The sequence below is a fragment of the Kribbella pratensis genome (assembly GCF_004366075.1).
In the GTDB taxonomy this organism is placed as follows: Bacteria; Actinomycetota; Actinomycetes; order Propionibacteriales; family Kribbellaceae; genus Kribbella; species Kribbella pratensis.
Window position 1 is genome coordinate 1549767 of the sequence record NZ_SODU01000003.1, and the last position, 12618, is coordinate 1562384.

The 12618-nt window shown below is 68.5% G+C and carries 10 protein-coding genes; 7 read left to right on the forward strand and 3 right to left on the reverse strand.

Annotation, left to right across the window (positions count from 1 at the left end; translation table 11 throughout):
* Positions 1-69: 69 nt before the first annotated feature.
* A complete protein-coding gene (locus EV137_RS31710) occupies positions 70-585 on the forward strand; it encodes an AAA family ATPase (RefSeq protein WP_133785829.1) in 516 nt (171 codons plus the stop codon).
* 66 nt (positions 586-651) lie between these two features.
* Positions 652-2754 carry a molybdopterin-dependent oxidoreductase gene (locus tag EV137_RS31715; protein ID WP_134131799.1) on the forward strand — a complete coding sequence of 701 codons (2103 nt, stop codon included), beginning with the start codon at positions 652-654 and terminating at the stop codon, positions 2752-2754.
* Here EV137_RS31715 and EV137_RS31720 read toward each other — a convergent pair.
* Positions 2726-3733: a LacI family DNA-binding transcriptional regulator gene (locus EV137_RS31720; RefSeq protein WP_134131800.1), complete on the reverse strand. Its 1008-nt coding sequence runs from the start codon at positions 3731-3733 to the stop codon at positions 2726-2728. The two genes, EV137_RS31715 and EV137_RS31720, sit on opposite strands and share 29 nt — an antisense overlap.
* A gap of 382 nt (positions 3734-4115) precedes the next feature.
* Between EV137_RS31720 and EV137_RS31725 the strand changes: the two genes are divergently transcribed.
* From EV137_RS31725 to EV137_RS31745, 5 genes are all read left to right on the forward strand, one after another.
* Positions 4116-4865 (forward strand): sugar phosphate isomerase/epimerase family protein, encoded by a 750-nt coding sequence (locus tag EV137_RS31725; RefSeq protein WP_134131801.1) that lies wholly within the window; start codon positions 4116-4118, stop codon positions 4863-4865.
* 76 nt (positions 4866-4941) lie between these two features.
* The gene (locus EV137_RS31730; protein ID WP_134131802.1) at positions 4942-6039 is read left to right on the forward strand and encodes a Gfo/Idh/MocA family protein; all 1098 of its coding nucleotides are present in this window, start codon (positions 4942-4944) and stop codon (positions 6037-6039) included.
* On the forward strand, positions 6036-6656 hold the full coding sequence (locus EV137_RS31735) for an SGNH/GDSL hydrolase family protein (protein ID WP_134131803.1): 621 nt from the start codon (positions 6036-6038) through the stop codon (positions 6654-6656). Before EV137_RS31730 ends, EV137_RS31735 begins: the two co-directional genes overlap by 4 nt.
* Positions 6657-6728: 72 nt before the next feature.
* Positions 6729-9164 (forward strand): glycoside hydrolase family 2 protein, encoded by a 2436-nt coding sequence (locus EV137_RS31740; RefSeq protein WP_134131804.1) that lies wholly within the window; start codon positions 6729-6731, stop codon positions 9162-9164.
* A 162-nt stretch (positions 9165-9326) separates the two neighbouring features.
* Positions 9327-10037 carry a polysaccharide deacetylase family protein gene (locus EV137_RS31745; RefSeq protein WP_238175672.1) on the forward strand — a complete coding sequence of 237 codons (711 nt, stop codon included), beginning with the start codon at positions 9327-9329 and terminating at the stop codon, positions 10035-10037.
* On the opposite strand, the gene EV137_RS31750 is transcribed toward EV137_RS31745, so the two are convergent.
* The gene (locus EV137_RS31750) at positions 10024-11484 is read right to left on the reverse strand and encodes an NAD-dependent succinate-semialdehyde dehydrogenase (protein WP_134131805.1); all 1461 of its coding nucleotides are present in this window, start codon (positions 11482-11484) and stop codon (positions 10024-10026) included. The genes EV137_RS31745 and EV137_RS31750 overlap by 14 nt on opposite strands.
* Before the next feature lie 34 nt (positions 11485-11518).
* Positions 11519-12547 carry an MsnO8 family LLM class oxidoreductase gene (locus EV137_RS31755; RefSeq protein ID WP_238175674.1) on the reverse strand — a complete coding sequence of 343 codons (1029 nt, stop codon included), beginning with the start codon at positions 12545-12547 and terminating at the stop codon, positions 11519-11521.
* Between the last annotated feature and the right edge of the window lie 71 nt (positions 12548-12618).

Below are 12618 nucleotides of genomic sequence, written 5' to 3' on the forward strand. Positions count from 1 at the left end.
AACCTGGGTTTTCGGAGAAGAATCGCCGAGACCGGACTAAAACGTCGCGGCACGTGGCACGATCACCGCATGGAGTCAGAGGGGGTGATCGTCGTCAGTGGAATCATGGCGGCGGGGAAGTCGTCGGTGTCCCAAATGCTCGCCGAGAGATTCCAGTACGGCGTGCATCTTCGGGGGGACGTTTTCCGGCGGATGATCGTCAGCGGTCAGGCCTCGATGGCCGACGATGTGCTCGAGGCACAACGCCAACTGCAGCTGCGCTACCGGCTGGCCTGCAAGTCCGCCGACGAGTACGCGAACGCCGGCTTCACGGTGGTCCTGCAGGACGTGGTGATCGGCGAACTGCTACGCGAATTCCTGGACGGCATCCAGACCCGGCCGCGGTACCTCGTCGTACTGACGCCGCGACCGGAGATCATCTCGACCCGGCTCGGCGGCGGCGCGCATCATCTGGTCGACGAGCTCGACTACGAACTGCACGCGTTCAGTCCGCGGCGCGGCCTGTGGCTGGACAACTCCGACCTGTCGGTCGGCGAGACCGTCGACGCGATCCTCGGGCGTCTCGACGAGGCACGCTTCGACTGACGCCGTCACCAACTTGCCGCGCGGCGACAAGGTGACCCGTCTGCTACCCGGGGGTAGTTTGAGTGGATGACCGTACGACGGACGTCCTGCAATCTCTGTGAAGCGATCTGCGGTGTCCTGGTGACCGTCGAGGACGGCAAGGTCACCGACATCCGCGGCGACGAGTCCGACCCGCTGTCGCGCGGTCACATCTGCCCGAAGGCGGTCGCACTGCGCGATCTCCAGGAGGACCCCGATCGACTGACCACGCCGGTACGACGTACTCCCGACGGCTGGCAGGAAATCGGATGGGAGGCGGCGTACGAGCTCGTCGTCGACAAGCTCACCGGGATCCAGCGCGAGCACGGCCGGAACGCGGTCGGGGTGTACCTGGGGAACCCGAACGTGCACAGTCTCGGCGCGCTCACGCACCTGCCGACGATGGTCCGGCAGTTGCGGACCCGGAACCGGTTCAGCGCGACCTCGATCGACCAGTTGCCGCACATGCTGGCGTCGTACCTGCTGTACGGGCACCAGCTGATGGTCGCGGTGCCGGACATCGACCGGACGTCGTACCTGCTGATGCTCGGGGCGAATCCGTTGGCGTCGAACGGCAGCATGATGACCGCGCCCGGGTTCGGAAAACGTTTGAAGGAGTTGCGGAATCGCGGCGGAAAGCTGGTGGTCATCGATCCCCGCCGGACCGAGACTGCAGCGGTTTCCGACGAGCACCATTTCGTCCGTCCGGGGACGGACGCGGCGTTTCTGCTCGCGCTGATCCACGAGGTGATCACGCAGGGCTCCGCGCGGCCGGCGGAGTACGTCGACGGATTCGAGGCCGTGGAGGCGGCGGTCGAGGCGTGGACCCCGGAGCGGGCAGCCGGGATCACCGGGATTCCGGCGGACGTGATCCGGCGGATCGCGCGGGAGTTCGCGGCGGCCGACCGGGCGGCCTGTTACGGGCGGGTCGGGGTGTCGACGCAGCAGTTCGGCGCGATCTGCCAGTGGGCGATCCAGGTGCTGAACATCATCACCGGAAACCTCGACCGGGCCGGCGGGACGATGTTCCCGCGGCCGGCGGTGAACACGTTGCTCGGGCTCGGGCGCGGGCATATCGGCGTCTGGAAGAGCCGGGTGCGCGGGTTGCCGGAGTTCGGTGGTGAGCTGCCGGTGTCGACGATGGCGGAGGAGATCCTCACGCCGGGCGAGGGCCAGATCCGCGCGATGGTGACCGTCGCCGGGAACCCGGTGCTGTCGACACCGGACGGGCGGCGGCTGGACGAGGCGCTCGGCTCGCTGGACTTCATGGTCGCGGTGGATCCGTACATCAACGAGACGACGCGGCACGCCGACGTGATCCTGCCACCGGCGCCGCCGCTGGAGCGGGACCACTACGACATCATTTTCCACCAACTCGCCGTACGGAACACCGCGCGGTGGAACGACGCCGTACTCCCGAAGCCCGCCGAGGCACGGCACGACTGGGAGATCTTCCGTGATCTCGGGCTCGCCTTGGTACGGCGTACTCCCTGGAACCGGCGCCGGGTCGAGACGACCGCACGACTGCGACTGTCGCCGCGGTGGATCGTGGACGCGGGGTTGCGGATCGGGCCATATCGCTTGTCCGTCGGGAAGTTGCGGCGCTCGCCGGGCGGTGTCGACCTGGGACCGTTGCAGCCGGCGTTGCCCGAGGCTCTGCACAAGAAGTCGAAGCGGATCGACCTCGCGCAGCGGATGATCCTGGACGACCTGCCGCGGCTGGACGCGTTGACCAGCGTGGCGGCCGACGAGCTGCTGCTGATCGGCCGCCGGCACCTGCGCAACAACAACTCCTGGATGCACAACTCCGCACGGCTGGTGAAGGGGAAGCCGCGCCACCAGCTCCTGATGCATCCGCACGACCTGGCCGACCGCGACCTCGCCGACGGCCAGGTGGTGACAGTGACCTCCGCGGCCGGGTCCATCTCGGTTGAGGTTGCCTCTAGCAACGACATCATGCCGGGCGTGGTCAGCCTGCCGCACGGGTTCGGCCACAACCGTCCCGGCACCCGTCTGACGGTCGCCAATCAGCTCGCGGGGCCGAGCGCCAACGACATCACCGATCGCAGCCGCATCGACCACACGTCAGGCACCGCGGCCGTCAACGGAGTCCCCGTGACCGTCACCGCGGGGCAGAACTCTCCCGAATGAGCAGCAGCGGCGTCGAGTACAGGTGGGACTGGGGTTGCGCCCCCGCCAGGACATCCAGCAGGCGGTGCGTCACCTCGGCGCCGTAGCCGACCACGTTGTGACTCAGGGCCGTGAGGGTCGGATGCGTGATCCGGCACAGGGCCGAGTCGTCCCAGGCGACCAGCGTGATGTCGTCCGGGATGCGGAGGCCGAGCGCCTGGATGACGGCCAGACCGGCCACCGCCATCAGGTCGTTGTCGTAGATGATCGCCGTGGGCCGTGGGGTGGCGGCCAGTACGTCGCGTGTCGCATCGGCGCCCTGCGCCGCCGAGTAGTCGGTGTGATGGACCGAGGTCGTCAAACCGAGCCGGCGGGCGGCCACGTCGTACGCCTGGTCACGGATCCAGACGTCGCCGAACTCGGGCGGACCGGCGACCCGCGCGATCACCCGGTGCCCGAGCGACTCCACATGATCGAGCGCCGCGGTCATCGCCGCGGTGCCGTCGGTCCAGACGCACGGCATCCCGTCCGCGAGCGCGGGATCGCCGACCAGAACGGCCGGCAGACCGAGCTTGCGCAGTACCGGGATGCGGGGATCGGCGACCCGGAGGTCGACGACGATCACGCCGTCGACGCGGCGCTCGGCGGCCCACTTCCGGTACGTCGCGACCTCCTCGTCCAGGTCGGCTACGACCTGCAGGGCCAACGCGTACGACTTCTCCGACAGGACCGACTCGACGCCGCCGACGAAACCCATGAAGTACGGCTCCTCGATCAGCGTCTGCGCGGACCTGGCGAGCACCAGCCCGAACGTCTCGCTGCGCGCGGCGGACAGTTGCCGCGCGGCCCGGTTCGGCACCCACTCCAGTTCGGCGGCGACCTTCAGCACGCGCGCCCGGGTCGCCTCCGACACCCCGGGCTGGTTGTTGAGCGCGTACGACACCGCTCCTTGGGAGACCCCACAACGCCGGGCGATCTCCTTGATGGTCACACGAGACACGACGACACCCTCCTCACCGGGCGGCCGGATCGCTGACGGTCGATCCAGCACCCTTCAGTGTGACGCCGTTTCAACCCTCTGTCATCACCTAGGCACACAAAGTGACCGTTTGATCAAACCGCCCCGCTCCCCACCAGCGGGGATATCCCCGCCCGTTCTGGGTTCTCCCCTCGTACACCACCGGATAACCCACACCACGAGGGGATATCCCCGGCTGTGTGGTCGGTGGGGGAGCATCAGGTGACCGCCCAGTCGTTGGGCGGAGGGTGGTGTGGACGGGTCGGGGTGGGATACGGTTTCCTTCGTTACTTAACCGGTTCGGCTTATCAATCGGCGTCGACCCCAGGGCAGCGGGTAGAGGCGCCGCCGACAAGGAGAAACCATGGTCGCAAAGGACCACCTGTCCCTCCAGCTCTACACGATCCGGGGCAAGCTCGAAGAGGACTTCGACGGCACCCTGGCCCGGATCGCGGAGATCGGCTACACCAAGGTCGAGCCCTTCGGTGTGACCGCCTACGCGGATCGTCTGGCCGAGGCGCTGCCCAAGCACGGACTCTCGGCCCCGACAACGCACGCCGGCCTGCTCCGCGAGGACAGCGCCCCGATCTACGCGGCCGCGAAGCGGCTCGGCATCACCACGGTCATCGACCCGCACACCGACCCGGCGCGCTGGCAGTCGGCCGACGAGATCAAGGTCATCGCGGACGGGCTGAACAAGGCCGCCGTCGAGGCCGCCGACCACGGCATCACGGTCGGCTACCACAACCACCAGTTCGAGCTCGAGTCGAAGATCGGGGGCGCGCACGGGCTGGAGATCCTGGTGGACAACCTGTCCGACGACGTGATCCTCGAGGTGGACACGTACTGGGCCGCGGTCGGCGGCGCCGACGTACCGGCGCTGCTGAAGAAGTTCGGCGACCGGGTCACCGCGATCCACGTCAAGGACGGCGACGGCACCCTGGACAACAAGGCGCAGGTCGCGGTCGGCGACGGAGTCATCGCGGTCCGGGACATCCTGGCCGCCGCTCCGCAGGCGCTCCGCGTGGTCGAGCTGGACGACTTCTCCGGCGAGATCCTCGACGCGGTCGCGGGCAGCTACGCGTTCCTCACCGGAGAGGGTGCACCTGCATGAACGAGCGAAGCGAGTTCATCATTCAACACAGCGGGCCTCGTGCCTCATCGGCGCCCGGAGCGAAGCGAGGACGTCGATGAGTTCGGTCGGTGTTGGTGTTGTCGGCGCCGGGGTGATCTCGGACGCTTACATCAAGAGTATGCAGAGCTTTCCGGATCTGAAGGTCGTCGCGATCGGTGATCTGCGGCCGGAGGCTGCCAAGGAGAAGGCCGAGCAGTACGGTATCGAGACCCACGGGGGTCCCGAGGCGGTGCTGGGCAACCCGGACGTCGAGATCGTGGTCAACCTGACCATCCCGGTCGCGCACGTCGAGGTGGCGCTTGCTGCGGTGGCCGCCGGTAAGCACGTGTGGAGCGAGAAGCCGTTCTCGCTCGACCAGGACAGCGGCCTGAAACTGCTGGCGACGGCACAGGACGCGGGCGTGCGGCTGGGTTGTGCTCCGGACACGATCCTGGGTCCGGGTCTGCAGGAGTCGCGGCGGATCATCGAGCGCGGTGACATCGGTACGCCGTTGACCGCGCTCACCCTGATGCAGTCGCCCGGCCCGGAGTCGTGGCATCCGAACCCGGCGTTCCTGTTCCAGGAGGGCGCGGGTCCGTTGTGGGACATCGGCCCGTACTACCTGACCACGCTGGTCCAGCTGTTCGGTCCGGTGGCCGCGGTCGCGGGGCTGGGCTCGAAGTCGCGGGACAAGCGCACCATCGGTTCCGGTCCGCTGGCGGGGACCGACTTCGACGTGACCGTGCCGACGCATGTCAGCGCGATCGCGAGGTTCGAGTCGGGTCAGTCGTCGCAGAGCATCTTCAGCTTCGACTCGCCGCTGCCGCGGGCCGGGTTCGTCGAGATCACCGGGTCGGAGGCGACGCTGGCCGTGCCGGATCCGAACGGGTTCGACGGTGAGATCAAGATCCGTCGTCGCGGTGCCGACGACTGGGAGACCATCGCGGAGACCAAGGCGGTCGCGCAGCGCGGTACCGGCGTCCTCGAGATGGCGCGCGCCATCCGGGCCGACCGGCCGCACCGGGCGACCGGGGCGCTGGCGTTCCACATCGTCGACGTGATGGCCTCCATCACCGACTCGATCGACACCGGCACGTTCGTGGACGTGAACAGCACCGTCGAGGTCGCGCCGATCCTGCCCGACGACTGGGACGTCACCGCAGCAACGCTATGACCAACATCCTCCTCGATCCCCGGCGGACCGTTGTGTTCGCCGGGGACTCGGTGACCGACTGCGGCCGCCGTACCGACCCCGACGGGCTCGGCGACGGCTATGTCCGCAACCTGTACGACGACCTGTCCGGCGAACTCCGCGATCGCCGGCCCGCGATCGTCAACGCCGGCATCAGTGGCAACCGGGCGGTCGATCTGGCCGCCCGGTGGGCCGACGATGTACTGGCGCACAACCCGTCGCTGGTGTCGATCCTGATCGGGATCAACGACACCTGGCGGCGGTACGACGAGGACGACCCGACGACACCTGAGGACTTCGAGGCGTCGTACCGGTCACTGCTCGACCCGCTGTCGTGTCCCGTGGTGCTGATGGAGCCGTTCCTGCTGCCGGTGAAGGACGGGCAGGAGGAGTGGCGCGAGGACCTGGACCCGAAGCTCGACGTGGTCCGGAAACTGGCCGTCGAGTACGGCGCGATCCTGGTGCCGACCGATGTCGAGCTGACCAAGCAAGCAGTATCCGTCGGGCCGGCGGCGCTGGCCGGCGACGGCGTACACCCGTCCGCCGCCGGACATCGTGCCCTCGCCGATCTGTGGCGACGGTACGTCCTGGACGCCTGACGTTCACCGCTCCCCGGATGTCGCGGGGAGCGGTGCTGTTCTACTAAACCGGTTCATCCCTGGAGTCCGACTGTGACATCACTCAAGACCTTCGACCTGACCACCGACGGCGGTGCTGCCTGGACCGTGCAAGCGGTCGAAGGTCCGGCCCCTGACGGCCTGATCGGCCGCGCCGTGGCCGCGACCGTGCCGGGCGAGGTGCACACCGACCTGCTCGCCGCCGGCGAGATCCCCGACCCGTTCGACGGCGACAACGAGTCGGCGCTGCACTGGATCGGCCGCACCCGCTGGAGTTTCCGGACCACGTTCAGCTGGGCTGCCGACGGCAACGATCGGCAGGAGTTGGTGGCCGAGGGCCTGGACACGGTCGCGACAGTCACCCTGAACGGCCAGGAGCTCGGCCGGACCGCGAACCAGCACCGCTCGTACCGGTTCGACGTCACCGGCGTGCTGGTTGCCGGGGACAACGAGCTGGTGATCGAGTTCGAGGGTCCGGTGGCGGCGGCCGAGGCGGAGCGGGCGAAGGTCGGCAGCTGGCCGCACACCAACCTGCACCCGTACAACGAGCTGCGGAAGATGGCCTCGAACTTCGGCTGGGACTGGGGACCGGACGTCGCGACCGCAGGGATCTGGCGGCCGATCCGGATCGAGTCCTGGTCCGGCGTACGCATCGACTCGGTCCGCCCGCTGGCGGGCGCCGATGGCGTTCTGAACACCTTTGTCTCGCTGGTCTGGACCGACACCGCCGCCGAGTACGCCACCGTCACCGTGGAGGTCGGCGGTACGACGCAGTCCACGAGCGTCAAGCCCGGCACCGACACCGCCGTCGTCACCAACAGGGTCCCCGCGGTGGATCTCTGGTGGCCGCGCGGGTACGGCGAACAACCGTTGTACGACGTGACGGTGACGCTGGCCGACGACACGTGGACCGGCCGGGTCGGCTTCCGGGACATCACCCTGAACGTTGCCCCGGACAACGACGGTACGCCGTTCGTGCTGTCCGTGAACGGCAAGCCGATCTACATCCGCGGCGCGAACTGGATCCCCGACGACGCATTCGTCACCCGCCTGAACGCGGACACGTACCGGACGAGCATCGAGGACGCGGTCGACGCCGGCATGAACCTGCTGCGGGTCTGGGGCGGCGGGATCTACGAGAGCGAGGACTTCTACGACGTCTGCGACGAGCTGGGAATCCTGGTCTGGCAGGACTTCCTGTTCGCGTGTGCGGCGTACTCCGAGGAGGAGCCGCTCCGGAGCGAGGTCGAGGCCGAGGCCCGCGAGGCCGTCACCCGGCTGAGCCGGCACGCCAGCCTCGCGGTGTGGAACGGCAACAACGAGAACATCTGGGGGTACGTCGAGTGGGGCTGGCGGGTCCCGCTCGCCGGGCGGCCGTGGGGCGCGGGGTACTACCTCGACCTGCTGCCGAAGATCGTCGCGGAGCTCGACCCGCGGACGCCGTACTCGGCCGGTAGCCCGTACTCGTTCGACCAGTTCATCCACCCGAACGACGACCGGCACGGGACGATGCACATCTGGGACGTCTGGAACCAGGTGGACTACACGACGTACCGCAAGTACAAGCCGCGGTTCGTGTCGGAGTTCGGGTTCCAGGGGCCGCCGGCGTGGTCGACGCTGACGTCGGTCGTGCACGACTCGCCCCTGGATCCGTACGGTTCGCAGATGCTGGTGCACCAGAAGGCCTTCGAGGGCAACCTCAAGCTGGAGCGAGGGCTCGGCGATCACCTGCCGATCTGGAAGGACATCGACGACTGGCACTGGACGACGCAGCTGAACCAGGCCCGGGCGATTGCCTACGGCATCGAGCACTTCCGCAGCCTGTTCCCGTTGAACACCGGCGCGGTCGTCTGGCAGCTGAACGACAACTGGCCGGTGGTCTCGTGGGCGGCCGTCGACGGGCACGGTATCCGGAAGCCGTTGTGGTACGCGTTGAAGCGCGTGTACGCCGATCGGCTGCTGACCGTGCAGCCACGGGAGGACCAGTTGGTCGTTGCCGCACACAACGACACCGACGCGACCTGGTCGACCGAGGTGACCGTCACACGGCGTTCGACGACAGGCGATGAGGTGCTGGCCCGGGAGACGTTCGCGATCGAGATCGCGGCGCGCTCGGCGATCGTCAGCGAGCTTCCGGAGTCGGTTGCGGTTGCGTCGAACCCGCGCGCCGAATACCTGGAGGTGCGGGGCGCCGACGGCGTCACGGCGTACTGGTACTTCGTCGAGGACACCGAACTGCAACTCGCGGGCGACGCCTACACCTCCACGGTCACGCCGACGGAGGGCGGGTACGACGTGACCGTCACCGCGACCGCACTGGCGAAGGACCTCGCGCTGTTCCCGGACCGGCTGGACGCAGCGGCACGCGTGGACTCGTGCCTCATCACCCTGTCCGCGGGCGAGAGCCACACCTTCCACGTCACCGGAGCATCCGCTCCCGAGCAGGTCGCCGTACCCGTCCTGCGGTCGGTCAACGACCTGCTGGCCTAGGGTGAGTGGGTGACCTGGGGGAAGCGTGTTGCGGTCGGGCTGTTCCTGCTGACCGTTGTCGGGTGCAGTGATACGAAGCCGACGGCCGGAGTGGTGACTGAGACACCTCAGACTCGCGCTCCGGCCGCGCCGGTGCGTACAGTTCGGCCGACCCTTGCGCCCGTGCAGGTCAGACCAGGTGCCTCCAGCAACACGAAGCTGATGCCAGTGCTGGATCACGGGCCGCGGAACAAGAAGCAGATCGCGTTGACATTCGACGCTGACCTCACTGCGCTGATGCGGAAGCGGCTGCTCTCCGGGAAGGTCAAGTCGTACTACAACAAGGCCCTGGTCGACGAGCTTCGAGCGATGCATGTGCCGGCGACCATGTTCCTGACGGGCATGTGGATGGAGCAGTACCCGCAGGTGGTTCGGGAGCTCGCCAACGACCCGCTGTTCGAGCTGGGGACGCACACCTACGACCACCGCGGTTTCGCCAAGCACTGTTACACCCTCGGGACAGTGCCGCCCGGCGAGATGCTCGCCGATGTACGGCGGGCCGTCGTGCAACTGGACCAGCTGGATCCGCACGCCACCAGGTGGTTCCGCTTCCCCGGCGGGTGCTACGACGCCACCGCACTGCACGAGCTGGCACCGGCCGGTGTCACCGCAGTCGGGCTAGATGTGCCAGGTGCGGATGGGTTCGCCAAGTCAGCGCAGCCGATCGTCAAGCAAGTCCTCGACCACGTGCAGAACGGGTCGATCGTCGTACTCCACATGCACGGCGGCGACAATGCGCCGTACACAGCACAGGCGGTCGGCCCGATCGTGCGCGAGCTACGCGCCCGCGGCTACGAGCTGGTCACCGTGACTCGGTTGGTCAGTCGACGTTGACGGCGACGTACTTGACTTCCAGGTATTCCTCGATGCCGACGCTGCCGCCCTCGCGGCCGAGGCCGGACTGTTTCACGCCGCCGAACGGTGCGGCGGGGTTGGAGACGATGCCCTGGTTGAGGCCGATCATCCCGGCCTCGAGCCGTTCGGACACCCGGAGCGCGCGGCTCAGGTCCTTGGTGAACAGGTAGGACACCAGGCCGAACTCGGTGTCGTTGGCCATCCGCACGGCCTCGTCCTCGGTGTCGAACGCCGTCAGCGGGGCGACCGGTCCGAAGATCTCCTCCTTCTGCAGCCGGGCACTCTGCGGCACGTCGGCCAGCACCGTCGGCTGGAAGAAGTAGCCGTTGCCCTCGGCAACCGCCCCGCCGGTCAGCGCGCGGGCGCCCTGCGCGATCGCGTCAGCGACAAGATCGGCGACCTTGTCCCGCTGCTTCCCATCGATCAGCGGGCCGACGTCGACACCGTCCTCGGTGCCGCGGCCGACCTTCAGCCCGGCCATCCGCTCGGTCAGCCGGGTCGCGAACTCGGCCATCACCGACGACTGCACGTAGATCCGGTTGGCCGCCGTACAGGCCTCGCCGCCGTTGCGCATCTTGGCCAGCATCGTGCCTTCGACGGCCTTGTCCAGGTCCGCGTCCTCGAACACCAGCAGCGGCGCGTTCCCGCCGAGCTCCATGCTGGTCCGCAGTACCTGCTCCGACGCCTGCTCGAGCAGCTTGCGGCCGACCGGGGTCGAGCCGGTGAAGGAGAGCTTGCGGGCGCGGCCGTCACGGATCAGCGGCTCCATCACGCCGCCCGAGTCGTGTGTGGTGACCACGTTGAGCACGCCGGCCGGGAGTCCGGCCTCGGTCATCAGCTCGGCCAGCTTGAGCATCGACAGCGGCGTCTGCGAGGCCGGCTTGATCACCATCGTGCAGCCGGCCGCGACCGCCGGGCCGATCTTGCGGGCGCCCATCGCCGCGGGGAAGTTCCACGGTGTGATCAGCAGGCACGGGCCGACCGGCTGGCGCATCACCAGGAAGCGGCTCGCACCGTTCGGCGCGATCTGGTAGCCGCCGTCGATCCGGACCGCTTCCTCGGCGAACCAGCGGAAGAACTCGGCCGCATAGGCGATCTCGCCCTTCGACTCGGCGACCGGCTTGCCCATCTCGAGCGTCATCAGCAGCGCGAGGTCGTCGGCCCGCTCGGTCATCAGCTCATAGGTACGGCGGAGGATCTCGCCACGCTCTCGCGGTGCCGTCGCGGCCCACTCGGCCTGTGCGGCGACCGCGGCGTCCAGCGCAGCCATACCGTCCGCCGGGCTTGCGTCGGCCACGTCGCAGAGCGTCGTACCGGTGGCCGGGTCCTCGACGGCGAGGGTCTTGCCGCTGCCGGCCGCCACCCACTTGCCGCCGATGAACAACTCGGTCGGACACGCCTCGACGACTTCGCGCTCTCGTGACATGAGTCTGCCTCTCGACTAGGGGGCAGTACCCAGATTAAGCCGTGGCTATGAGCGGGGGTGCGGACCTCGGGACCGTGCGGACGATCCGGGTCAGCGCGGCCGCGACGTTGCGCAGGATGGACGAGCGGATCAGCCCGTCGAAGGCCAGCGGGACGATCATGATCTCGTCGGCGGTGGTCTCGGCGACCAGCCGGCCCAGCGCGGCCGCCACCGTCGTACGGGAGCCGACGATGTGTCCGGGATAGTCCAGCAGACGTTCGGCTCGCCCGCGCTCGCGTCCGGTCAGCGGGGGTTCCAGCAATGCCATCAGCTCGCCCGACGTCACGCGCGGTCCTGCAGCGGCCAGGCGTGTCTGCACCCGGACGTATTCGGCGAACCGGACCAGCGCCTCCTCGTCCGAGTCCGCTGCCACCACTCCGACCGTGGCTGCGATGTACGGGCGCGTCTGCGGCCCGGTCGGCTCGAAGTGCTCGCGGTACGCCGCCATCGCAGCAGGTGTCGTTGCCGCCGCGCAGTGATGCGTGAGGAAGACCGGCAGCCCACGTGCGGCGGCCGTCATCGCAGCAGCCGGGCGATCGGCCAGCACGAACACAGGTGGCGGCTGTCCGGCCAGCGACAGCCGTACGTCGCCGACCGGCGCCCGTCCCGGCGTTCCGTCGCGTAGGAAGCCGCACAGCTCGTCCAGGCGCTGCGGAAACGTGTCTCGCGCACCGCCTGCAAGTGCAGCCGCAGTACTGGACGCAACGCTGCTTTGTTCGGCCACACCGAGGTCGATCCGACCCGGGTACGCCGCAGCGAGCGCTGCGAACTGCTCAGCGACCACCAGCGGCTGATGGTTGGTCAGAAGGAGCCCGCCGGCTCCCAGCCGGATGCGGTCGGTTCGTGCAGCCAGGACGGCTGCCAGCACCGCCGGCGCTGCACCGCCGACGCCTCGGACACCATGCTGCTCGCCTATCCAGAACCGGCGGTACCCGAGGTCATCAGCGGCCAGTGCCACCTCCGCCGTCTCCCGGAGCGCGGCCGCAGCCGACTGACCGGGCAGCTGCGGTACGACGTCCAGCACAGAGTGAGCCGAGACAGTCAAACCGGGAACGGGTGGAGTGAGCACCAGCCCACGGTCCCAGCGCCGGGCCC

Excerpts from the sequence above, each read along its gene's own strand:
- EV137_RS31725 (WP_134131801.1), top strand. The coding sequence starts at position 4,116 with ATGGTCGCAAAGGACCACCTGTCCCTCCAGCTCTACACGATCCGGGGC.
- EV137_RS31710 (WP_133785829.1), top strand. The coding sequence starts at position 70 with ATGGAGTCAGAGGGGGTGATCGTCGTCAGTGGAATCATGGCGGCGGGG.
- EV137_RS31750 (WP_134131805.1), bottom strand. The coding sequence starts at position 11,484 with ATGTCACGAGAGCGCGAAGTCGTCGAGGCGTGTCCGACCGAGTTGTTC.
- EV137_RS31730 (WP_134131802.1), top strand. The coding sequence starts at position 4,942 with ATGAGTTCGGTCGGTGTTGGTGTTGTCGGCGCCGGGGTGATCTCGGAC.
- EV137_RS31735 (WP_134131803.1), top strand. The coding sequence starts at position 6,036 with ATGACCAACATCCTCCTCGATCCCCGGCGGACCGTTGTGTTCGCCGGG.
- EV137_RS31715 (WP_134131799.1), top strand. The coding sequence starts at position 652 with ATGACCGTACGACGGACGTCCTGCAATCTCTGTGAAGCGATCTGCGGT.